This window comes from Lentzea guizhouensis (assembly GCF_001701025.1).
GTDB classification, from domain to species: Bacteria; Actinomycetota; Actinomycetes; order Mycobacteriales; family Pseudonocardiaceae; genus Lentzea; species Lentzea guizhouensis.
In genome coordinates this window covers 2,743,744-2,766,570 of sequence record NZ_CP016793.1, presented here as the reverse complement: position 1 = coordinate 2,766,570, position 22,827 = coordinate 2,743,744, and the positions used below count along the sequence as shown (strand labels likewise).

Below are 22,827 nucleotides of genomic sequence, written 5' to 3'. Positions count from 1 at the left end.
TCACCGGGGTGGGGAAAAGGGGGCACCGCGATGACTCAGGTCGCGGCAGCACGACGTCATCCGTTGCTGGAGGACGTACACAGGATCATCGAGGACCGTTCGTGCGCCGTCCTCTCGTTCGACATCTTCGACACCATCCTGTGGCGGCGCGTTCCCCGGCCCGCGGACGTGTTCGGCATCCTCGGCGCCCGGCTGCGCGCGGCCGGGATGGCGCCTGACTGGGTGACGGATGCCACGTTCCGCAGGATGCGCGTCGTCGCGGAGGCCAAGGCGCGCAACGGTCGTGAGGCGCTGGGCACCGAGGTCTCGCTGTTCGACATCTGGCGCGCGATGCCCTCGAACGTGTTCCCCCACGAGCGCCTCGACGAGTTCGTGAAGGCCGAGATCGAGACCGAGCGCGAGTTCACGGTCGTCGACCTCGACGTCGCCGAGGTCGTCAAGAGCGCTCTCAAGCACGACGTGAAGGTCATCTTCGTCTCGGACACCTACTTCACCGAAGAGCACCTCAACCACCTGCTCGACCGCCCTGAGCTCGGCAGCCTGAAGGACGTCCGGATCTTCCGCTCGCACCAGCACGGGCTGGACAAGGCGAGCGGGCTGTTCGAGATCGTGCTGAAGGAGATCGGCAAGGAGCCGGAGCAGGTCGTGCACATCGGCGACAACGTGGTCGCCGACTACGAGGTCCCCGGCGAGATGGGCGTACGGACCGTCCTGTTCCGCCGGCTCGACGACGAGCTGACCAAGGTGCTGGAGCGCGAGAAGGACACGGTCGAGCACTTCGGCCCGTACGCGCCGCACTTCGACGCCGTCGAAGGCGACTTCGGCATCACCAGCCTGCGCGCGAAGACGGTCCAGGCCGGCCGCCACCAGTCCACCTCCGCCGTCGACACCGGCTGGCGCTACGGCGCGACGGTGTTCGGTCCCGTGCTCACCGGCTTCGCCGAGTGGGTGGCGTGGAAGGCCCACACGGCGGGCAAGAAGGTCCTCTGGTGCCCGATGCGCGAGGGCGAACTGCTCTCCGAGCTGGTCAACAACGCTGCCCAGGCCCGCGGCTGGGACGTCACGGCCAAGCCGATCTGGTTGTCGCGCCACGTCACGTCGATCGCCGGTGTCACCGAGTTCGACACCGACTCGGTCCACGAGTTCATCCGCCGCAGCTACCAGCTGAACGTCCGGCAGGTGCTGTCGACGCTGGGTCTGCGCGCGGGCGACGTGCCGAGCCTCGCCGGTGACCTGAACACGATCATCGACAACGGCGGCATCGCGGAACGGGTCAGCATCGCGCTGACCGAGACCCCGCACATCCAGAACCGCCTCAAGGGCAACCTCACCGCCGCGCGTGAACGGCTGATGCTCTCGCTGCGCAAGGCGGGCGCGCTGGACGGCGACGACATCACGCTGGTCGACCTGGGCTGGGGCGGCACGATCCAGTACATGCTGGCCAAGGCGTTGAAGGCGGCGGGCAGCGACATCGTCCCCGCCGGTCTCTACATCGCCACGGACCACCGCGCCGCGCGCGCCTACCTGGCCGGGCTCCAGGTCGAGGGCTACCTCGCCCAGGCCGGCCACCCCGAGGACGTCTGCGCCACCATCGTGCGCAGTCCCGAGGTGTTCGAGCAGTGCGTCAACTCGATCTGCGGCTCGCTCGTCGGCTTCACCGAGGACGGCTCGCCGGTGCTCGGCCCGGTTTCCGAGTCGGTCTCGCAGAACAACGAGCGCCAGGCCGTGCAGGACGGCATCAAGGCGTTCCAGGCGCAGTGGAACCGCTACGTCACGCACTTCGGCGACAGGTGGGCCGACCTCACCACGTCGCAGGCCGCGAAGGACCGGCTGGCCAACATCCTGGTGTCCGCGCTCAAGGCGCCGACGCCAGAGGAAGCCGCCGTGTTCGGCAACTGGGCGCACGAGGACAACTTCGGTTCCTCGGTCGTCACCAGGATCGTGCCGGAGGACCTCAAGGCGGTGCTGCCGTACCTGTCGCCCGCCGACCTCGACGACCTGCACATGCGCGACTCGTTCTGGCCGGCGCTGCTCGCCGCGTCGGACACCGGTCTGGGTGCGGCCGCACGAGGCCTTGCCACCGGTCAGCTCGACCCCTCGGTCTTCGAGTCGAGCGGCGAGCCGATGGAGTCGGCGCTGTACTACCGGACCGCCGAGGACAAGTGGCGTGAGGCCGGGCGCAGCCGGGTGCGGATCAACCACAACGGACTGTCGTTCGCCCGGCTGCGGTTCGAGCACCACGACACGATCGACCTCTCGCTCGCGCTGCCCGGTCGTCCCGCGGTCGTGCGGGTCGACTGGATCGAGGCCGAGGTCGTCGCGGCGGGCGGCCGCAAGGTCACCGTTCGCTGGGAGGGCCACGACGACTTCGCGGGCATGAGCTACCGCGAGTGCCGCTGGCTCGGCGCGAACATGGTCGAGTTCGACAACGAGCACTCCGCGCTCATCCTCCCGATCGCGCAGCGTGCGGGCGGCTGGGTGTCGTCCGGCCAGGTCACCGTCGGTTTCGCGGTGCTGCCGCAGTCCATCTCGCACCTCTCCCCGCACCTGCCGACGGCGAAGAAGCTCGCGCGGGTCTCCGGTCGGCTCAAGCAGGAGTACAGGACTCGCGGTCCGGCCGGACTCGCGGCAAGCGCGGCGCGGATCGCGATCCGCAAGCTGGGAGGTAACACGTGACGCTGGACCCGGCGATGACCGGCGACAGAACCGATCCGCACGCCCAGGCGCGGACCGCGCGGCAGCAGCCCTTCCTGCTCCACTCGATGTCCGTCTTCCACGAGATGTTCAAGATCCTCTTCACGTACAAGAAGATCGAGAGCGTTCTCGAGGTCGGTGTCGAGTCCGGTCAGGTCAGCTCGATCTACACCCAGCTCGGTGCGTCCAAGGTGTACTGCATCGACCCGTACCCGACGACGGAGCTGCGCGAGACGCTCGCGAAGAACCCGAAGCTGGAGCTGGTCGAGCGCCCGTCGCCGCAGGTGCTCGCCGAGCTGGCGGCCGCCGACCTGTACGTGCTGGACGGCGACCACAACTACGCCGTGCTGCACGGTGAGCTCACGTACCTGCTCAAGCACGCGCCCGACGCCGTCATCGCACTGCACGACGTGCTGTGGCCGTGGTCGCGCCGCGACCTGTACTACGAGCCCACGCTGCTCGCCGGCGACGCCAAGCACGAGGTGTCCTTCGAGGCCGGTCCGACGATCTGGCACGACGAGCTCACGCCCGCCGGGTTCGTCGGCCACGGTTCCTACAGCGTCGCGGTCGAGGCCGGTGGCGAGCGCAACGGTGTGCTGACCGCGATCGAGGACGCGATCGCCGAAGCCGACGACGACTGGCTGTTCGTCATCGTGCCCGCGGTGTTCGGCATGGGCGTGATGGTGCGCAAGGACGCCCCGTTCGCCAAGAAGATGCTCGACGCGCTCAAGCCGTACACGTCGTCGAAGCTGCTCGCGATGATGGAGAACAACCGCATCGCGATGTACACGCGGGTGCTCCAGCTGCAGTACGAGGCGGTGGCGGCGGCGGAGAACCACGACCGCTTCGCCGAGGAGATCGCCCACCAGCGGGTGGAGATCGAGCGGCTGCACGGCGATCTCGCCCGGCAGAGCCACGAGCTCCAGGTGCTGCGCGAGCAGAACGCCCAGCTGCAGCGGCAGCTGCGGGATCCCGACCTCGCCGCGGAGCCCAACATCGGCACCGTGCTGCACCAGCTGAGCCGGGTCGCCGGCAAGCAGATCCGCAAGGCGCGCAACGGTTCCTGACCGTCTGCGCACGACCGGTCCGAACAGGTGGGGCCACTCCGGGGAAGTCCGGGGTGGCCCCACCTCGTTCACACGGCCGGTGCCGTGACCTGGTCCGGCTCGGCGGGCTGGGTGTGCACCCGTTCCGGCACCCTCGACGCCCACCAGTAGGCGGCGAAGAGCACACCGGCACCCACGACCACGAGCACGATCGGCAGCACAGCACCCCACGGCGGCGTCCACTCGCCCTCGAGGGGGTTGAACGACTTCAGACCTGACCGCCAGCGCGCCATCGCGAACAGCAGGCACCCGACGTGGATCGGCAGGGTCAGCAACGCGAACAACCGCGTCATCGACCGCATGTGCTCCGCGGTGAACCCGTGCCGCACCAGGACGTACCCGGCGAGCATCGGCAGCCCCACCGCGGCCGTCAGGAAGTAACGGCCCTGGTTGAAGAACCAGATCCGGTTGGCGCTCAACAGCTCCAGCGCGATCAGCGGCACGAAGGCGCCGAACGCCAACGCAGCCAGCCGCCACCGTTCGACGCGGTTGCCCAGCGCGAAACCGGCCAGCAGCGGCAGCCCGACCACCATGATCCACACGACGTAGACCAGCCGCGGCATCTCCAGCTCGGCCCAGCCGGGCACGGAGATCATCTGGTAGACGTTGTTGGGCCACGCGTGCAGGAAGGCGTGCTTGAGGATCATCCCGATCGACTGCTTGCGGTCCCACCCGGTCGGGTCAGCTGGCTTCGCGATCACGGTCCAGGCCAGCGACGCCGCGGTCGCGAGCACGACGACCACCGACCAGCGCTTGACCACCGCCGAGCGCCACAGCTCGCGCAACCGGTCCTTCGAGGACGGCACGAGCACGACGCCGAAGATCACGAGGATCCACATCAGACCGGTGAACTTCGGTGTCACGAGCACGGCCGCCGACACACCGGCGAGCACGACCGCGGCACGGTTGATCCCCGCTCTTTGCTCGTGGACCAGCGCCATCAGGCTCACGAACAACGCCGCGCCCGCCGCGATCTCGATGCCCTGCGGGTTCACCGCACCACCGAGGTGCGCGACCATCGGCGTGGTCGCCGCGACGACACCGGCGACGAGCGCCCGGTGCCGGGTCCACCGCACCGCGCCCACCAGCGCGCTGGCCAGCAGCGCCGCCACGGCGGCACCGGTCAGCAGGCGGGTCAGCATGATGCCGCGCCAGTTCGGCCACGGCAGCAGCGGCCAGCCCGTCACCGCGTAGTAGACGGGGTTGTACCTGGCGGCGGTGGTGTCGAGCTCGCGGATCCTCTCGTCACCGCCGGGCTCCGGTTCGCAGCTCGCCGGCACGTCGATCTTGGTCGGGAAGCAGAAACCGGGGTACAGGCTGTCCGGCACGTTCTGGTAGCCGCCGTTGATGTCCTGCCGCGTGAAGATCTCGCCCCGCACGACACCGGCCGCCCGCAGCACGTGCTGCGACTCGTCCGGCGGGCCGTTGTAGGGCGTGGCGAACGCCCAGCCGGCGAACAGCGCGGAGAACCCGATGAACGCGACCAGCCACAGCCGTGCTCCCGAACGTTCAGCTGTGCGCGGCACGGATCGGCTCCTTGACGGGTTCTTCGGTCACGGGCTCCGGCTCGGCCGCGACGGGAACCCCGGACACTCGCCAGTAGACGACGAACGTGATCCCGACGGCGACGGTTGCCAGTACGAGCGGCAGCACCGAGCCGTACGCCGGCGTCCAGCTGCCCTTGAACGGGTTGATCGAGGCGAGGCCCGACTGCCAGCGGGTCATCGTGAACGCGAGGCACACGAGGTGGATCGGCAGCAGCAGCACGGCGAGCATGCGGGTGATCCGGCCCATCTGCTCCTCGCTCAGCACCCGGCGGGACATGATCCACGCGCCGAGCATCGGCAGCGCGATCGCGCCGGGCAGGAAGTAGCGGCCCTGGTTGAACCAGCCGATCTGGTTGGCGCTCAACAGCTCCAGCACGAGCAGCGGTGCGAACGTGCCGAAGAACAGGAAGAGCAGCCGCCACCGGTCGGTGCGGTTGCCGACCACGAGGCCGCCGAGCACCAGGAGCCCGGACGCCATGAACCAGGCGACGTAGATCAGCCGCGGCATCAGGGTGTCGTTCCAGCCGGTCACCGCGACCATCTGGTTGGCGATGTTCGGGTAGAGGTCCATGACCACGAACCTGGCCATGTAGCCGAACGTCCAGCCGTGGTCGTAGCCGGACGGGTCGGCCGGCTTCACCAGCACGGTCCAGGAGAGCCCGACGGCGGTCGCGACGGCCACGAACACCGACCAGCGCTTGACCGTGGCCGACCGCCAGAGCTCGCGCAGCCGGTCCTTCGACGACGGCACCAGCGCGACGAGCACGATCCCGACGAGCCACATGATCCCGGTGAAGCGCGGCACCACGATCACGGCGGAGCTGATGCCCGCCAGCGCGACCGCGGCGCGGTTGACCCCTTCACCGGCTTTCCTGCCGTGCACCAGCGCCATCATCGCGGCGAAGAGGGCCGCACCGGCCGGGATCTCCAGGCTCTGCGGGTTCACCGAGCCGTTGACGTGGAAGACCATCGGCGTCGCGCCGACGATGAGGCCGGCCACCATCGCCCGGCTGCGGGTCCAGCGCGCCGCGGCCACGAACGCGCAGGCGAGCAGGGCGGAGGAGATCACGCCGGTGAGCAGGCGGCTCAGCACCACGCCGGTCCAGTTCGGCCAGAACGCGAGCGGCCAGCTGGTGACCACGTAGTAGGCCGGGTTGTTGCGTCCGGCCGGCGTGGACTCCTCGCGCAGCGCCTCACCCGCCGCGGGATCGCGCACGTGCAAGCAGTCCGCCGCGACCGTGGCCTTCTGCTGGAAGCACCAGTTGACCAGCAGGCTCGCCGGCACGTCCTGGACGGCACCCTCCGGGGTCTGCTCGGCGATGACCTGGCCCTCGAAGATGCCCGCCGCCCGCACGGTGTGCCGCGACTCGTCGGCGGGGCCCTCGTACGGCGCGGCGATGGCCCAGGACGCGCTCAACAGGAAGAACCCGAGGAACGCGAACAGCCACAGCCGGAAGGACGACCGGTTTCCGGTCACGGCGTGCTCTCAGTCACGGCAACGGCGGCCAGGCCCTCGGTCTCGGAGATCAACCGGTGCCGGGTCCCGTCCTCCGGACAGGTCAGGCTCTCGTCGAGCCGGGCGGCGCAACGGCAGACCCAGCCCTTCTGCACGGCCGGGTTGCCGACGACGAACGCGTGCGCGGGAACGTTCCTGGCCACCACGGCACCGGCACCGACGAAGGCGTTCTCGCCGATCACCGTGCCGCACACGACGACCGAGTTCGCGCCGATCGTGGCACCGGAGCGCACCAGCGTCGGCAGCAGCGCGTCCGACCCCAGCTTCTGGTGTGCGCGCGGGCGCATGTCGTTGGTGAACACCACGTTCGGCCCGAGGAACACGTCGTCCTCGCACGTCACCAGGTTGAACACGAGCACGTTGTTCTTCACCGTGACGTTGTTGCCCAGCACGGCCTCGTTCTCGACGAACGCACCGTCGCAGATGTTGCAGTCACGACCGACGCGCGCGCCCTTCAGCACGTGCGCGAACGCCCACACCCGAGTGCCGTCCCCGACGGTCTCGCTTTCGCAGAGACCGTTGGGGTGGACGAAAACGCCGGTCACTTGACCGCCTCTGCGAGCACCTCGACCACGCGGTCCTGCTGCTCACGGGTGAGGCCGGGGTACATCGGCAGCGAGAGGATCTCGCCCGCGGTCGACTCGGCGTTCGGGAACGACCCGTCGGTGGCGAAGGCACCGGACTTGTGGATCGGGGTCGGGTAGTGGATCTGCCCGCCCACTCCGTTGTCCTGCAGGTGCTTCAGCACGCGGTCGCGCTCGGCGACGCGGACCACGTACAGGTGCCACACGTGCTCGTTGCCGTCCAGCGTCACCGGGGTCTTCACACCGGCGACGTCCGAGAGCTGCTCGGTGTAGTACGCCGCGGCCTCCTGGCGCATGGTGTTCCACGCGTTGAGGCGCTTCAGCTTCGCGTGCAGGACGACGGCCTGCAGCGTGTCGAGGCGGCTGTTGAAGCCCAGCGTGCTGTGCACGTACTTCGACGGCGAACCGTGCTGCGACAGCAGGCGCACCTTCTCGGCCAGCGCGGCGTCCTGGGTGGTCACCGCACCGGCGTCGCCGTACGCGCCGAGGTTCTTGCCGGGGTAGAAGCTCGTGCCCGCGAGGTGACCGACCGAACCGGACACCGCGCCGTTGCGCTTCGCACCCTGCGACTGGGCGGCGTCCTCGATGAGGAAGATGCCCTGCTCGTCGCACACCGGCTTGAGCTCCTCCAGCGGCGCCATCTGGCCGTAGAGGTGCACCGGCAGAACGGCCTTGGTGCGCTCGGTGAACGCCGCGACCGCCGCCTTGGTGTCGATCAGGTAGGTGTCCGGGTCGCAGTCGACGAACACCGGGGTCGCGCCGGTGCGGGCCACGGCCTCCGCGGTCGCGATGAACGAGTTCGTCGGGAGCACGCACTCGTCACCGTGGCCGACGCCGACCGCGCGCAGGGCGAGCTCGAGCGCGTCGGTGCCGTTGCCGAGACCGATGGTGTGCGCGACGCCGCTGTACTCGGAGTACGCCTGCTCGAACGCGCCGACCTGCGGGCCGCCGATGAAGGCGGTGTTCGCCAGCACCTGCTCCCAGCCCGCGGCGACCTCGTCGGCGACCTCGGCGTGCTGGAACTTCAAGTCAACGGGAGGGATCTTCATCAACTGGACATCCTCGTGAAGTCTTTGGACTGCTGGAGCACGCGCAGGCGGCGGGCGGGGTTGCCGACCCACACCTCGTACGCCGGCACGTTGTCGAGCACCACCGAACCCATGCCGATGACGGCGTGCTCTCCGATCGTCAGGCCTTCCCTGACCAGGCATCCGCTGCCCAGGTAGGTGGCCTCCCCGACCGTCACGTTCCCCGCGAGGGCGACCCCCGCGGCGAACGTGACGTAGTCGGAGACCTGGTCGTCGTGCGTGACCGTGCACTGTGGCATGAGAACCACGTGCCCGCCGATGCGCTGCGGTGCGGTGATGGCGGTGAACGCGAGCAGGATCGAGCCGTTGCCGACCTCGACCCCCGGTGCGACGCTCGCCATCGGGTGGACGACGGTGCCGTAGCGCTCGGTCTCGATGCCGAGCCTGCCGGCGATCGTCCGGCGCGACGCCTGGTTGCGGCTGGACGCGGTGCAGAGCACGACCTGCGCGCTCTGGTGCTCGTGGACGGCCTCGGCGGGACCGAGGACCGGAACGCCGTCGACGATCTCGCCGTGGCGCTCCGGGTTGTCGTCGAGCATGCCCAGTACGTTCCACACCGGCGCGTTGTGCGCCGCGTTCGTCGCGCGACACGCGGCGAGCGTCTCGCGCGCGAGCCCACCCGCACCGACCAGCAGCAGCGGGCGGGCGGTCACTTCACGGCCCCGGCCAGTGCCGCCACGACCTGGTCGTGCTCGGCGTCGGTCATCTGGTGGAACAGCGGCAGGATCAGCGAGCGCCTGGTCAGGTGCTCGGTCGCCGGCAGCTCGGCGCGCTGCGCCTCGTCCGTGCCCGCGTAGGCCGGTTCGAGGTGGGCGGCCATGATGCCGCGCCGGCCGGAGATGCCCTTGGCGGACATCTCGGTCAGCACGTCCACCACGGACTTCTCCACCGAGTCCGGCAGCACCACCCAGAACGACTGGTAGTTCGTGGTGCCGTACTCCGGGTCGGTCACGAACCGCAGACCCTCGATCTCGGGCAGCAGCTTGTGGTACCGCTCCGCGAGCTCACGCCGCCGCGCGATCACCCCGTCCAGCTTGGACAGCTGGATCAGCCCGACCGCGGCCTGCATGTCGGTCATCCGGTAGTTGAACGCGACCTCTTCGTACTCCTCCAGCTTCACGCTGCCCTGGGCGTGGCGATCGGCTGCGGAGACGCTCATGCCGTGCTCGCGCAGCTTGCGCAGCCGCACGGCGAGGTCGGCGTCGTTGGTGGTGACCATGCCGCCCTCACCGGTGGTGAGGAGCTTGCGCGGGTGGAACGACCACGCGGCCAGGTTCGCCGTCGAGCTGACCGGCTTGCCCTTGTACGTGGAGCCCGCCGCGCAGGCGGAGTCGTGCACGAGCTGGATGCCGTGCTCGTCGCACAGCGCCTGCACCGAGTCGACGTCGAACGGCATGCCGCCCTGGTGCACCGCGATGACCGCGCGCGTCCGAGGCGTGATGACCGCCGCGATCGTCTCCGCGGTCACGTTGCCCGTGTTCGGGTCGACGTCGCAGAACACCGGCGTCGCGCCGACGTAGCGCACGACGTTGGTGGTCGCGATGAACGAGAACGACGGGATGACGACCTCGTCACCGGCGCTGAGGCCCAGCACGTGCATCGCCAGGTGCAGGCCGGTGGTGCAGTTCGAGACCGCCACACCGTGCCCGGCGCCCTGCGCCAGCGCGAACTGCTTCTCGAACTCGCCGACCCGCGGACCCTGGGCGACCCAGCCGGAGCGCACCACCTCCGCGGCCGCGAGCGCCTCCTCCTCACCGAGGAAGGGTTTGATCACCGGGATCATCAGACGTTGCCCTTCACGCTGCGCCACCACTGCACCAGCTCGACGAGACCGTCGTGCATGGTGATGGTGGGCTTCCAGCCCAGTTCGCGCTCGGCGGCCGAGATGTCCGCGAGGCGGCGGGGCACCGCGTTGACCGACCGCTCGGGGCCGAACTCCAGCTCGCCGGACGCGCCCATGGCCTCCTGCAGGCCGCGCGCCAGGTCGATCAGCGAGGTCTCGGTGGCCGAGGCGATGTTGTAGACGGTGTCGGTGACGTCCGCCTGCGCCGCCAGGATGTTCGCGCGCGCGATGTCCTTGACGTGCACGAAGTCCATCGTCGCCTTGCCGTCGCCGAGGACGAGTGGCGGCTGACCCGCCTCGATGCGCTCCATCCAGCGGATGAGCACCTCGGTGTACTTGCCGTGCGCGTCCATGCGCGGCCCGTACACGTTGAAGTAGCGCAGTGCCACGTAGTCGAGGTCGTGCATCGCCTTGAAGCTGCGCAGCATGCCCTCGTTGAACGCCTTCGAAGCGCCGTAGAACGTGTCGTTGTTGTACGGGTGGTGGCGCTCGGTGGTGGGGAACTCCTCGGCCAGGCCGTAGACCGAGGCCGTGGAGGACGCGATGACCTTCTCCACGTTCGCCTCGACGGACGCCTCGATGATGTTGAAGGTGCCGTCGACCAGCACCTCCAGCGCCACGCGCGGCTCCGCGGCGCAGCGCGTGATGCGCAGCGCGGCGAGGTGGAAGACGGCGTCCGCGCCCGCGATGGTCTTCTTGACCAGCGGGATGTCGCGGATGTCGCCCTCGACGAGCTCGACCTTCTCCGGCGCCCGCTCGAGCGCCTCCGCGATGTTCTCCACACGGCCGCGGCTCAGGTCGTCGATGACGACGACCTTCGCGGCACCGGCGTCCAGCAGTTGGTCGACCACGTGTGAGCCGATCGTGCCGGCACCGCCGGTGACCACGATCCGCCGGTCGGTCAACTCCATCTTTGGTGCTCCTCGGGGTTATGCGTTCACTACCGGCACGAACGTGCCGCCCTGGGCAAGGCTCTGGGATGCAGCCTCGAGCTGTGCGAGCACACGAAGGCCCGCCCGTCCGTCGGTGAGCGGTGCGCGCTTCTCGACAATCGCCGCGGCGAACTCGGCCATTACGGCGCGCAGGGCCTCGCCGCCCTTGAGCGCGGGCGCGACGGCGTCACCGATGCGGTAGGAGATGCGGCGTTCCTCGTCGGTCGGCCAGTCGACACCGCGGTCGTAGACGGCCAGCGGCTGCGTCGGGTCCAGGTCGTTCCACACGGCGGTCTTGCCGGAGCCGCCCACGATCATCGTGCGGATCTTGGTGGGGGACAGCCAGTTGACGTGCGCGTGCGCGATGGCACCGTTCGACAGCTGCACCGAGAGGTACGCCACACAGGCGCGGCCCAGGTTCGCCGGGTCGGAGCCGTGCGCGGCGACGGCCACCGGGTGCACGCCGTCGGGCAGGATCGCGTCGAGGATCGACAGGTCGTGCGGGGCGAGGTCCCACAGCACGTCGATGTCGGGCTGCACGAGACCCAGGTTGATCCGCACCGAGTCGACGTACTGCAGCTCGCCGAGCTCACCGCCGCGCACGAGCTTGCGCAGGTGCTGCACGACCGGCGTGTACACGAACGTGTGGTCGAGCATGAGGGTCAGTCCGCGCTGCTCAGCGGCCTCGACCAGCTTCAGCCCGTCCGCGTAGGACGAGGCCAGCGGCTTCTCCACCAGCACGTGCTTGCCCGCCTCGATCGCGGCGAGCGCGACCGGCAGGTGGGTGGCCGCGGGCGTGGCGACGGCGACCGCCTCGACCTCGGGGTCGGCCAGCACCTCGTCCAGCGAGGCGCTCACCTTCACGGTGCTGTACTGGCCCAGCACCTGCTGCGCACGCTCGACGTTCAGGTCACAGAGCGTGGTCAGCCGGAACTGCGGGGTCGCCTGGATGTTTCGCACCAGGTTCGGGCCCCAGTAGCCGGCGCCGACAACGGCCACACCAACCATCGAGATTCCTCTCCGAGATCGGAAACCCCTGACCAAGGCGCCGACCGGTCGGGTCGCGCGTAACCGCGGTGGTGGCCGGGGCAGTACCCGAGGCAGTGTAGAGGTGCGTCGTTGCAGTAGACTCCGGCCGGGTCGTACGTCTTACGACCCTGCCCCCTATGTAGCGGCTTCTCTGGAGTTCCGTTGTGACCGATTGGCCAGACGTGTGGCTCATCGTCCCCTGCTACAACGAGGGACAGGTCATCGAGGAGGTCGTCCGGCACGCGCGCCAGACGTTCCCCAACATCGTGTGCGTCGATGACGGCAGCAAGGACGATTCGGCGAAAGGCATCCGCGCCGGCGGTGCGCACCTCGTGCAGCACCCGGTGAACCTGGGCCAGGGCGCGGCCATCCAGACCGGCATCGAGTACGCCCGCAAGCAGCCCGGGGCCAAGTACTTCGTCACCTTCGACGCCGACGGCCAGCACCGCATCGAGGACGTGCTCACGATGCTGGAGCGGCTGCGGTCCGAGGACGTCGACATCGTGGTGGGCACGCGCTTCCGCGGCGACGTGCAGGAGAGCGTGCCGCTGATCAAGCGGATCGTGCTGAAGACCGTCGTGCTGCTGAGCCCGCGCACCCGCAAGCTCGGCCTGACCGACGCCCACAACGGCCTGCGCGTCTTCAACAAGAAGGTCGCCGACGAGATGAACATCACGCTCAACGGCATGGGCCACGCCTCGGAGATCGTCGAGCTCATCGGCGTGCGGAACTGGCGGGTGACCGAGGAGCCGGTGACGATCCTGTACACCGAGTACTCGATGTCCAAGGGCCAGTCGCTGATCAACGGCGTCAACATCCTGTTCGACACGATGCTGAAGGGCAGGGCGCACTGACATGCCGATTCAGTACATCCTCGTTCTCCTCGTCGCGGGCCTGCTCATCCTGTTCGTGCGCAAGCGGGGCAACGCCAAGTCCGCGGCGAGCGTCAAGCTGGCGTTCATCCTGTTCGTGATCTTCGGCATCTACGCGGTGCTGCGGCCGAGCGACCTCACGGTCATCGCCGGCTGGCTCGGCGTCGGCCGTGGCACCGACCTGCTGCTCTACGGCATCGTGATCGTCTTCACCGCCGCGACGCTGAACACCTACCTGCGCTTCAAGGAGCTCGAGCTCCGCTACGCACGCCTGGCCAGGGCGATCGCGATCCGCCAAGCAGAGCCGCCGGTCGACTACGCGGGGAAGCAAGACGCATGAACATCCACTTCCTGGCGCCGTACTACCTCGAGCCGAAGATCCTCTTCGAGCTGATCGACAGCATGATCGCCCAGACGCGGGGCGACTGGATCCTGACGGTCGTCGACGACCAGTACCCCGGCACGGCCGCCGAGGACTACATCAAGGAGATCGGCGACCCGCGCATCGAGTACGTGCGCAACGAGGTCAACCTCGGGGCGACCGCCAACGTCACGAAGTGCATGGAACTGGGCCGGGGCACCTACCTGGTCGTGATGGGTGCGGACGACGCGCTGGAGCCGAACTACGTCGAGACCGTGCTCGGCATGTTCGAGCGGCACCCGAACGCGATCATGGCGCACCCCGGTGTCGTCGTGATCGACGAGAACAGCAAGCCGCACGACCCGCTGCCGCTGGCCGACCGCGTGAAGATCTTCGCGGGCCGCAACGCGTGGAAGCACCGCGAGCTCGACGGTCCCGAGGCGCTGGCCAGCCTGATGAACGGCAACTGGCTGTACGTGCCGGCGATGGCCTTCCGCCAGGACGTCGTCCAGGGCACCAAGATCCGCCAGGACTTCGGCTCGATCGGCGACCTCGGCTGGGTGACCGAGCTGCTGCTCAAGGGCGGCACGCTGGCCCTGGACCCGACGCCGGCGTTCCGCTACCGCCGCCACATGGCGAGCCACTCGTCCAACCACGCGAAGGACGTCGTGCGGTTCGACGAGGAGAAGTACTTCTACCTCGACGCGGCGAAGCGCCTGGAGGCGAAGGGCTGGACCAAGGCGGCCCGCGCGGCCCGGCTGCACGTGTTCAGCCGGCTGCACGCGATGCAGTCCGCGCTGGACGCGCTCAAGGGCGGCGACGTGAAGCGCACGATGGCCCTCGCCAAGCGCGGGTTGAGCTGAGCCGTTCGTCGCGGTAGGTGTGGAAGCAGCCCCCGGTACCCACCGGGGGCTGCTTCACGACAACGCCGACCTGCTCGCCACGAGCACCGCGGACTCGCTGGACCTGCTGCTGCGGTCCGCGCTCGTCACCGGCGGCATGCGGCCGACCTCCACGGCCGGCGAGTACGGCGCGTTCGAGATGCCCGGGCGCAGGCGGTTGCCGCGGTCATCGTCCAGGAACAGCAGTTCTCTGGGTCTCCCGGCGGACATTGGTCAGTCGGAAGAAGCTCACGAGGATCACGAGCAGGGTCAGTGCGGGGCCCACGACCTGGGCGGCGGCGGCCATCATGGGCACGTCGCCCGGCAGGAGGGCGAAGCCGAAGGTGGCCGCGGTGCCGATGGCCCAGGCGGTGGTGATGGTGCGGTCGTGGCCCATCGCGACCAGGGCCGGTTGCACGGCGAACACGCCGATGAGGACCACCGTGCCGAACGCCAGCAGCGCCATCACCCAGGCGGTCAGCGTCGAGGTGTCGGTGGCCATGAACACCCGCAGCACCCACGAGCCGACCAGCACGAAGAGCACGGAGTAGATCAGGCCGAGCACCGTCACGGCGCCCAGGGTCAGCAGGATGCGGCGCTTCACGAAACCGAAGTCGCCCCTGGTCACGGCGGCCGTCAGGGCGGGCAGCAGCATGGTCTGGACGGGGAAGAACGCGAGCTGCGGGATCCGGGCGACCACCACCGCCTGGGCGAACGCCAGGGCCACCAGGCTGTCGTCGCCGAGGCGGGAGTTGACCATCAGCGGCGCGAGGTTCGGCAGCAGCTGGGCCAGCAGGCTCGCCATCGCGAGGGCCGTCAGCGCCTTGGTCAGCAGGGGCAGCTCGCCGGGAACGCGCTGGTCGCCGCCGCTCGGGGCGGTGCGCAGGAACAGCAGACCGGCGCCGACCGCCACCAGCGAGCTGGCGAGGTAGCCGGTGCCGAAGATCCACGCCGACGGCGCGTGGGCGAACACCAGCAGCGTCACGACCACGATCCGGGCGCCGCCCTCGACCATCAGCGTCGCCGCGTACCCGCTGAACCGCTGCAGGCCGCCGAGCGTGCCGCGGACGATGCTCAGCGCCGCGAGGATCACCGGGGTCGCCAGCACGCCGAGGAACAGGCCCCAGTCACCGAACAGCGTCTTCGGCAGCAGGTACGGCGAGAGCAGCAGCAGACCGGCCATCACCGCACCGGTCAGTGCCGCGCCGCCGATGCACATCTTGCGCACGACCGGCCGCAACGCGTGCCCGGAGGCGACGGCCGCGCTCACCGACCGGCTGGTCACCTGCTCCAACGCGAAGAAGATGCCGGGACCGACGACGTTGACCACGAAGTAGAAGCTGGTCGCGCGCAGTGCCTCACCGGTCGTGAGCGTCCTGCCGGTCAGCGTGACGAAGAGGTACCCGGCCAGGCCGAAGACACCCAGCCCGGCCGCCATCAGGACAGGGGGGCTGAGCAGCTTGGGACGTACCGAGGACAGCACGCGGTCACCTTAGTCAGTGCCCGCTCACCTGAGCGGAAGGAGGTGCGCAGGGGGCCTCGGCAGCGGTGGCAGCCGCCACGGCTAACCTCTTCAGGGTGAGCTTCGCAGGTTATGACCTGATTGTCGTCGGTTCCGGGTTCTTCGGTCTCACGGTCGCCGAGCGCACCGCGTCCCAGCTGAACAAGCGGGTCCTGGTGCTCGATCGTCGTGACCACATCGGTGGTAACGCCTACTCCGAGGCGGAGCCCGAGACAGGTATCGAGGTGCACCGCTACGGCGCGCACCTGTTCCACACGTCGAACAAGCGCGTGTGGGAGTACGTGAACCAGTTCACCGAGTTCACCGGCTACCAGCACCGCGTGTTCGCGATGCACAACGGTCAGGCGTACCAGTTCCCGATGGGCCTCGGCCTGCTCTCGCAGTTCGTCGGCCGCTACATGTCGCCGGAGGACGCGAAGGCCTACATCGCCGAGCAGTCCTCGGAGATCGACACCAAGGACGCGAAGAACCTCGAGGAGAAGGCGATCTCGCTGATCGGCCGCCCCCTCTACGAGGCGTTCATCAAGGCCTACACGCAGAAGCAGTGGCAGACCGACCCGAAGGAGCTGCCCGCGGCGGTCATCACCCGCCTGCCGGTGCGCTACACCTTCGACAACCGCTACTTCAACGACACCTACGAGGGCCTGCCGGTCGACGGCTACACCGCGTGGCTGCAGAAGATGGCGGACCACCCGAACATCGACGTGAAGCTGTCGACGGACTTCTTCGACGTGCGCGACGAGATCCCGGCCGGCACGCCGATCGTCTACACCGGCCCGCTGGACCGGTACTTCGACTACTCCGAGGGCTGGCTCGGCTGGCGCACGCTCGACTTCGAGCAGGAAGTGCTGCCGATCGGCGACTTCCAGGGCACGCCGGTCATGAACTACAACGACCCGGACGTCCCGTACACCCGCATCCACGAGTTCCGGCACTTCCACCCGGAGCGGGACACCTACCCGGCGGACAAGACGGTCATCGTCCGCGAGTTCTCCCGGTCGGCGGAGAAGGACGACGAGCCGTACTACCCGATCAACACGGCCGAGGACCGCGAGAAGCTCGAGCGCTACCGCGAGCTCGCGAAGAAGGAAGCCGCGGAGAAGAACGTCATCTTCGGCGGCCGCCTCGGCACCTACAAGTACCTCGACATGCACATGGCGATCGGGTCCGCGCTGAGCGTGTTCGACAACAAGATCGCCCCTCACCTGAGTGAGGGCGCGAAGCTTGACGGTTCACTCGACTGATGCGAATGGCCCGCCTGACCTGCGGTAACCTGGGGGAGGCGGGCTTTTTCGCGCCCATCGGTACCATGCAACCCGACGACGCCCGCACCGCGTTCAACTGGTGTGGCAGTTGCCATCGTCGCCATCGACTGAGCTGACTCGAACCGTCGACGCACCCGTGTCGGTTCGCCGGAGGAAGCACGTGACTGAGCAGGCCAAGGCCAAGGCCGCCGTTAAGACGATTGACCCGACGAAGGTCCTCCAGCGCGTGATCCTGCCGCGCGACGAGGACCCGCTCGACGTCCGACCGCTGTACCTCGACGAGCCCGAGCACGTGCACAGCCACGTGTCCTCGCGCCAGGCGGTCACCATCCCGCAGTCCGCGCGGGTCTCGTTCGCCTCGTACTTCAACGCGTTCCCCGCGGCCTACTGGCGGCGCTGGACGATCATCGACGACGTCGTCCTGCGCATCTCCGTGCGCGGCGCCGGTCGCATCGACGTCTACCGCTCCAAGCCCAGCGGCGACATCGTGCACCTCGAGGGCACCACGGTCCGCAGCCCCAAGGCGTGGAGCGAGGTCACCTTCAAGATCAACCTGAAGCCGTACGAGGACGGCGGCTGGATCTGGTTCGACGTCTTCACCGACGACTCGACGCTGGAGATCGACCAGGCGGCGTGGACCACCGAGCAGGACCTGCCGGCGCAGAAGGTCGCGATCGGCATGACGACGATGCGCCCGGTCGACGCCGTCATCGCGCTGCGCACGCTGGGTGAGGACCCGGCCGTGCTCGACGTCGTGCAGAAGGTCTTCGTCGCCGACCAGGGCGCCGTGAAGGTCCGCGACACCGAGGGCTTCGCCGAGGCCGCCGCGGTCCTGGGCGACCGCCTGGAGGTCATCGAGCAGGAGAACCTCGGTGGCTCCGGCGGCTTCACCCGCGGCCTGTACGAGGCGATCGAGCACACCGACGTCGACCAGATCATGCTGATGGACGACGACATCCGCCTGGAGCCGGACGCGCTGCTGCGGTCCAACGCGTTCGCGCGCGCCGCCGCCCAGCCGGTCATCGTCGGCAGCCACATGCTGAACCTGCAGGCCCGGTCCCGGCTGCACAGCATGGGCGAGGTCGTCGACCTGGGCACCTGCTACTGGCGGGCCGCCCCCGGCGCGCTCACCGACCACGACTTCGGCGCGTCCTCGCTGCGGGAGACCGAGGAGATGCACACCCGCATCGACTCGACCTACAACGGCTGGTGGATGTGCCTGTTCCCGCGTGAGGTCGTGCAGCGCACCGGCTACCCGCTGCCGCTGTTCATCAAGTGGGACGACGCCGAGTACTCGCTGCGCGCGCTCGACCGCGGCTACCCGACGGTGTCGCTGCCCGGCTCCGCCGTGTGGCACATGCCGTGGACGGACAAGAACGACGCCACCGACTGGCAGGCGTACTTCCACACCCGCAACCGGCTGATCCTGGCCGCGCTGCACAGCCCGTACGACGTGCGCAAGACGCTGCTCAAGCAGGGTCTGAAGCAGTCGCTGGTGCACCTGCTGTCGATGGAGTACTCGACGGTCGCGATCCAGCAGAAGGCGCTGGAGGACTTCCTCGCGGGCCCGGCGAAGCTGTTCGACTCGCTGCGCACGGCGCTGCCGGAGATCCGCGAGCTGCGCAAGCACTTCCAGGACGCGCAGACCCTGCCGTCGGCGCGCGAGTTCCCGCCGCCGACCTTCGACATGGTGCGCACCGAGCAGATGCTCACCAAGCCCGCGAACAAGGCCAAGATGGCCGCGGAGGCTGGCAAGGCCGTGCTGCACAACCTGCGCAGCCCGCAGCCGTCGACCACGGCCCGCCCGCAGGTCAACGTGCCGTCGGCGAACGCGCGCTGGTACCTGCTGGGCAACCTGGACAGCGCCACCGTCTCGCACCCGGACGGCAGCGGTGTCGCGTTCCGCAAGCGCGACCCGAAGGAGTTCCGGGCGCTGATGAAGCGCGCGGTCGCCAACTACCGCCGGTTGTCCGCGGAATGGCCGCGGATGCAGAAGATGTACCGCGACGCGCTGCCGGAGCTGACCTCCGTCGAGTCGTGGCGCAAGATCTTCGAAAACTGATTTTGTTATAGGACAACGGGCCCCGCTTTCGCAGCGGGGCCCGTTTCTGTTCTCATCGCACGAACATCACCGCAGCAACATCACTGCACGAACGACTCGCAGGAGACACCGGTGTCGGTGCCGCCCTGGCCGACGCACCGGTCCGTGCCGGTGCCACCGTTCATCGAGTCGTTGCCGGCCTCGCCGGACAGGAAGTCGTTGCCACCGCGGCCCGACAACGTGTCGTTGCCGAACTCGCCGTGCACCGTGTCCGCGAACGCCGAGCCGATGACCTGGTCGTTCCCGTTGCCGGCGAAGATGCTCCTGCCCTTGGGCGAGGCCGAGCAGTCGATCACGTCGGCACCACCGGTGCCGAAGACCGCGCTGTCCGCCTGGAAGTCCGGCACCGGCTTGCCGTTGAGAAAACAGCCGCTGTCGGCGGCCTGCGCGGTGCCACCCGCGAACAGCGCCGAACCGGCGACCACGACGGCGAGCAGAACTGACTTGAGCATTTCTCCCCCTTCAAGGAACTGGTCGAGAGAAATGACACCAGCCGGGCGCTCACCGGTGAATACGGCAAAGTACCTGGGTTCGAATCACCCCTTCACGCCCGTCTCGCTCACCCCGCGCACCAGGAACCGTTGCAGCGCCACGAAGACGATCACCAGCGGCAGGATGGACACCGCGGCCGCGAGGAACAGCTGCACGACGTCGATCGACTGCGAGGTCAGGAACGTCGACAGCGCCACCTGCACCGTCCACGAGTCCTGGTCCTGCGCGATCACCAGCGGCCACAGGAACTGGTTCCAGCTCGTCACGAACGCGATCACGCCCAGCGCCGCGAAGAAGCCCTTCGAGTTCGGCACCACCACGCGCCAGTACGTGCCCCAGTGCCCGAGCCCGTCGATCCGCGCTGCCTCTTCGACCTCGCGGGGGAAGTTCAGGAAGTACTGCCGGAACAGGAACGTGGTGAACCCGCTGAACAGGCCCGGGATCACCAGTCCGCGCAGGTCGGAGACCCAGCCCAGGGTCGACACGACCACGAACGTCGGCACGAACGTGACCGCCGCCGGGATCATCAGCGTCGCGACGACCAGCACCAGCACGACGTTCGAGTAGCGGTACGGGATCCGCGCCAGGCCGTACCCGGCGAGCCCGCACAGCACGAGCTGCCCGGCGGTCTGCAACACCGCCACGACGAGCGAGTTCACCATGCTGCGCGCCAACGGCACGGCCGGGTTCGCGAAGAGCTCGGCGAAGTTCTCCCAGCGGATCTCCTCCGGCCAGAACGTCCACGTGGGTGCGGTCAGCTCGGCCTCGGTCGCCAACCCGTTGCGCAGCACCAGGTAGAACGGGATGAGGAACAGCACCGCGGCTGCAGACAGTGCCGCGTAACGAAGAACCTTCACCGCGTGAACACCCGCCCTTGCAGGAGCGTCACTCCCGCGATCAGCAACGTCAGGATCACCGCGCCCGCGCTGCCGTGCCCGAAGTCCTGCCCGCCGCTGCCCAGCGCCGTGTAGTAGAGGTAGATCAACGGCGGCCGCGCGAACGGTGGGTAGCCGCGGTCGGTGCCCAGCACGTTGTAGAACTCGTCGAACGCCTGGTAAGCCGCGACCAGCAGCAGCAACAGCACGGCCACCGACGTCGTGCGCAGCTGCGGCATCGTGATGTACCGCAACGACTGCCAGCCGCGTGACGCCCCGTCGATCCACGCGGCCTCGTACAGGTGCTGCGGAATCCGCTGCAGGCCCGCGATGAACAGGATCATGTAGAACCCGAGCTGCAGCCACAGCCGCAACGTCACCAGCACCAGCCAGTACCAGGGCGGCGACGTCGACACCGTCCACGCGACGGGCTCCGCGCCGAACCACCCCAGCACCGTGTTCGCCAGCCCGAACCGCACGCCGTTGAAGATCGACAGCTTCCACACCAGCGACGCCACGACGTACGAGCACGCCGTCGGCAGGAAGAACACCGACCGGAAGAACGCCTTCATGAAGCTGATCTGGTTGACCAGCAACGCGAGCGCCAACGCCAGCACGAACGTCAGCGGCACGATGAACGCCGCGAACACGCTGAACGTCCCGAGGCTCGCCAGGAACGGCTCGTCGGTCAGCATGTCGGCGTAGTTGCGCAGCCCCACGAACTCCGTCGGCGTCACCGTGTTGCGCGCCTCGAAGAGGGACAGCAGCAGGCTCCAGCCGATCGGCACGTACACGAACACCAGCAGTCCCACCGCGAACGGGCCGACGAACAGCCAGAACGCACGTCCGTGCTTCATCCGGTGGGCCTCATCCGTACAGCCGCTTGAGCTCGTCCCGCACCTTCACGGCCGCGGACCGCACCTCCGCCTCGGCCGGTGCGCCGTCCCGCACGACCCGCGACACCGCGTCGTTGAACGCCGTGCGCATCAGCGACGTCCAGTCCGGCGGGTTCGACGCCTTCGCGTTGTCCCGCACGAACTTCACCGCGTCCGCCGCCGGTCCGCCCGACAGCTTGGCCGCCTTCGCCGCGATGCTGTCGCGGGGCGGGATGTGGAAGCCGTAGCTGAGGTTGAAGTCCTCCTGGTAGTCGGTCCGCTCGACCCACAGCCACCGCACGAACTCCTTGGCCTCGTCCACCCGCTTCGACTTGGCGTTGACCATGGCACCGAACGCCCCGACCGGCACGCTCGGCCCGCCGCTGCCGGTCAGCTTCGGGAACGGCAGCACCCCGAAGTCGTCACCGAGCGCCTTCTGCACCGCCGGCACCGCCCACAGCCCGGTCCACTGCATGGCGACGAGCCCCTGCGTGAACGCGTCCGGCTCCGCCCAGTCCTTCACCGCCCCGAGCAGCAGGCTCCCGCTGGTGTACAGCTCGCGCAGCTTGCCGATCGCCTGCGCCGCCAGCGGGTCGTCGAACCCCACCTGGTGGTCGCGCACGTAGTCCAGTCCCACCGACCACAGCGCGGGACCGCCCAGAACCGCGCCGCCACCGTCGTTGCCGGCGAAGAGCCCCTTCACCCCGCCGGTCGCGAGCTTCCTGGCCGCGTCGATCAGCTCATCCACAGTGGACGGCGGCTGCACCCCGGCCTGGGCGAGCAAGCTCTTGCGGTAGAACAACATCTGCATGTCGACGGCCTGCGGGACGCCGTAGGTCCTCCCGTCGACGGTGTGCCCGGCGAGGATCGAGGCGGTGAAGTCGTCCTTGGCGTCGCCGAAGACGTCGTCGAGCGGCACGAGCTGCCCCGCCCGGACCGAGCTGATCTGCGGGGTGGACTCGAAGACGTCAGGGCCGCCGTCGGACAGCAGGCTCGTCGCGAGCTTGGAGTCGTAGTCGCCGGGGTTCCACTGCACGTCGACGGGAACCTTCCCGTACGACTGGGCGTACCGCTCCACCGCCTGCTGCACACCGGGTTCGCCGTACGCGTGGTACCACTGCTTGAGGGCCGAGCCGTCGCCGCCCCTGCCGGTGTTGGAACCGCACGCGCCCAGCAGTGCGGTCGCGCCTGCCAAGGACAGAAGTCTGCGTCGGGAGATCACTCATCTCGTCTTACTCCGATCA

General features: G+C 68.8%; 21 protein-coding genes. 7 read left to right on the top strand and 14 right to left on the bottom strand.

The genetic code is table 11. The features are described from left to right. Positions 1–30: 30 nt before the first annotated feature. Positions 31–2,676, top strand: coding sequence for an HAD family hydrolase (locus tag BBK82_RS13810; protein ID WP_065915385.1), 2,646 nt, complete (start codon positions 31–33; stop codon positions 2,674–2,676). Beyond that, a complete protein-coding gene (locus tag BBK82_RS13805) occupies positions 2,673–3,761 on the top strand; it encodes a class I SAM-dependent methyltransferase (protein WP_065915384.1) in 1,089 nt (362 codons plus the stop codon). Before BBK82_RS13810 ends, BBK82_RS13805 begins: the two co-directional genes overlap by 4 nt. 68 nt (positions 3,762–3,829) lie before the next feature. On the opposite strand, the gene BBK82_RS13800 is transcribed toward BBK82_RS13805, so the two are convergent. Genes BBK82_RS13800 through BBK82_RS13765 form a run of 8 tightly spaced genes read right to left on the bottom strand, consistent with a single transcriptional unit; the run spans position 3,830 to position 12,318 of the window. Continuing rightward, positions 3,830–5,326 carry a DUF2142 domain-containing protein gene (locus BBK82_RS13800; RefSeq protein ID WP_065915383.1) on the bottom strand — a complete coding sequence of 499 codons (1,497 nt, stop codon included), beginning with the start codon at positions 5,324–5,326 and terminating at the stop codon, positions 3,830–3,832. Further along, positions 5,310–6,824, bottom strand: a complete 1,515-nt coding sequence (locus BBK82_RS13795; protein ID WP_065915382.1) for a DUF2142 domain-containing protein — start codon at positions 6,822–6,824, stop codon at positions 5,310–5,312. Before BBK82_RS13795 ends, BBK82_RS13800 begins: the two co-directional genes overlap by 17 nt. Continuing rightward, positions 6,821–7,408: an acyltransferase gene (locus BBK82_RS13790; protein ID WP_065915381.1), complete on the bottom strand. Its 588-nt coding sequence runs from the start codon at positions 7,406–7,408 to the stop codon at positions 6,821–6,823. Before BBK82_RS13790 ends, BBK82_RS13795 begins: the two co-directional genes overlap by 4 nt. Continuing rightward, entirely contained in the window at positions 7,405–8,496 is a 1,092-nt protein-coding gene (locus tag BBK82_RS13785) for a DegT/DnrJ/EryC1/StrS family aminotransferase (protein ID WP_065915380.1), read from the bottom strand. Before BBK82_RS13785 ends, BBK82_RS13790 begins: the two co-directional genes overlap by 4 nt. Further along, the gene (locus BBK82_RS13780) at positions 8,496–9,188 is read right to left on the bottom strand and encodes an acetyltransferase (RefSeq protein WP_065915379.1); all 693 of its coding nucleotides are present in this window, start codon (positions 9,186–9,188) and stop codon (positions 8,496–8,498) included. The genes BBK82_RS13785 and BBK82_RS13780 overlap by 1 nt, the downstream gene beginning before the upstream one ends. Then, positions 9,185–10,318, bottom strand: coding sequence for a DegT/DnrJ/EryC1/StrS family aminotransferase (locus BBK82_RS13775; protein ID WP_065915378.1), 1,134 nt, complete (start codon positions 10,316–10,318; stop codon positions 9,185–9,187). Before BBK82_RS13775 ends, BBK82_RS13780 begins: the two co-directional genes overlap by 4 nt. Then, positions 10,318–11,289, bottom strand: coding sequence for an SDR family NAD(P)-dependent oxidoreductase (locus tag BBK82_RS13770; protein WP_179953771.1), 972 nt, complete (start codon positions 11,287–11,289; stop codon positions 10,318–10,320). Before BBK82_RS13770 ends, BBK82_RS13775 begins: the two co-directional genes overlap by 1 nt. Before the next feature lie 18 nt (positions 11,290–11,307). Beyond that, positions 11,308–12,318, bottom strand: coding sequence for a Gfo/Idh/MocA family protein (locus BBK82_RS13765; protein ID WP_065915377.1), 1,011 nt, complete (start codon positions 12,316–12,318; stop codon positions 11,308–11,310). A 185-nt stretch (positions 12,319–12,503) separates the two neighbouring features. On the opposite strand from BBK82_RS13765, the gene BBK82_RS13760 reads away from it, so the two are divergent. The 3 genes from BBK82_RS13760 to BBK82_RS13750 are packed head-to-tail and all read left to right on the top strand — an operon-like array spanning position 12,504 to position 14,435. Continuing rightward, positions 12,504–13,193, top strand: coding sequence for a glycosyltransferase family 2 protein (locus BBK82_RS13760; protein WP_065915376.1), 690 nt, complete (start codon positions 12,504–12,506; stop codon positions 13,191–13,193). Between the two features lies 1 nt (position 13,194). Further along, positions 13,195–13,551, top strand: coding sequence for a DUF2304 domain-containing protein (locus BBK82_RS13755; RefSeq protein ID WP_170067911.1), 357 nt, complete (start codon positions 13,195–13,197; stop codon positions 13,549–13,551). Then, positions 13,548–14,435: a glycosyltransferase family 2 protein gene (locus BBK82_RS13750; protein ID WP_065915375.1), complete on the top strand. Its 888-nt coding sequence runs from the start codon at positions 13,548–13,550 to the stop codon at positions 14,433–14,435. The genes BBK82_RS13755 and BBK82_RS13750 overlap by 4 nt, the downstream gene beginning before the upstream one ends. A 54-nt stretch (positions 14,436–14,489) precedes the next feature. On the opposite strand, the gene BBK82_RS13745 is transcribed toward BBK82_RS13750, so the two are convergent. Together BBK82_RS13745 and BBK82_RS13740 are read right to left on the bottom strand one after the other, a co-directional pair. Further along, complete coding sequence (locus tag BBK82_RS13745) at positions 14,490–14,684, bottom strand: hypothetical protein (protein ID WP_065915374.1); 195 nt, start codon at positions 14,682–14,684, stop codon at positions 14,490–14,492. After that, positions 14,641–15,936, bottom strand: a complete 1,296-nt coding sequence (locus BBK82_RS13740) for a hypothetical protein (protein WP_154697301.1) — start codon at positions 15,934–15,936, stop codon at positions 14,641–14,643. The genes BBK82_RS13745 and BBK82_RS13740 overlap by 44 nt, the downstream gene beginning before the upstream one ends. A gap of 95 nt (positions 15,937–16,031) precedes the next feature. Here BBK82_RS13740 and glf point away from each other — a divergent pair, with 95 nt between their 5' ends. Beyond that, entirely contained in the window at positions 16,032–17,219 is a 1,188-nt protein-coding gene (gene glf / locus BBK82_RS13735; protein WP_065915372.1) for a UDP-galactopyranose mutase, read from the top strand. A gap of 181 nt (positions 17,220–17,400) precedes the next feature. Continuing rightward, on the top strand, positions 17,401–19,302 hold the full coding sequence (locus BBK82_RS13730; RefSeq protein WP_237048180.1) for a glycosyltransferase: 1,902 nt from the start codon (positions 17,401–17,403) through the stop codon (positions 19,300–19,302). An 80-nt stretch (positions 19,303–19,382) separates the two neighbouring features. Here the strand turns inward: BBK82_RS13730 and BBK82_RS13725 are convergent, their stop codons facing one another. The 4 genes from BBK82_RS13725 to BBK82_RS13710 all read right to left on the bottom strand — a co-directional run bounded on the left by BBK82_RS13725 (position 19,383) and on the right by BBK82_RS13710 (position 22,784). Next, positions 19,383–19,793, bottom strand: a complete 411-nt coding sequence (locus BBK82_RS13725) for a calcium-binding protein (protein ID WP_065915371.1) — start codon at positions 19,791–19,793, stop codon at positions 19,383–19,385. 84 nt (positions 19,794–19,877) lie between these two features. Continuing rightward, the gene (locus tag BBK82_RS13720; RefSeq protein WP_065915370.1) at positions 19,878–20,690 is read right to left on the bottom strand and encodes a carbohydrate ABC transporter permease; all 813 of its coding nucleotides are present in this window, start codon (positions 20,688–20,690) and stop codon (positions 19,878–19,880) included. Further along, entirely contained in the window at positions 20,687–21,565 is an 879-nt protein-coding gene (locus tag BBK82_RS13715) for a carbohydrate ABC transporter permease (RefSeq protein WP_065915369.1), read from the bottom strand. The genes BBK82_RS13720 and BBK82_RS13715 overlap by 4 nt, the downstream gene beginning before the upstream one ends. 10 nt (positions 21,566–21,575) lie before the next feature. Beyond that, positions 21,576–22,784, bottom strand: a complete 1,209-nt coding sequence (locus tag BBK82_RS13710) for an ABC transporter substrate-binding protein (RefSeq protein WP_218920680.1) — start codon at positions 22,782–22,784, stop codon at positions 21,576–21,578. Positions 22,785–22,827: the final 43 nt, after the last annotated feature.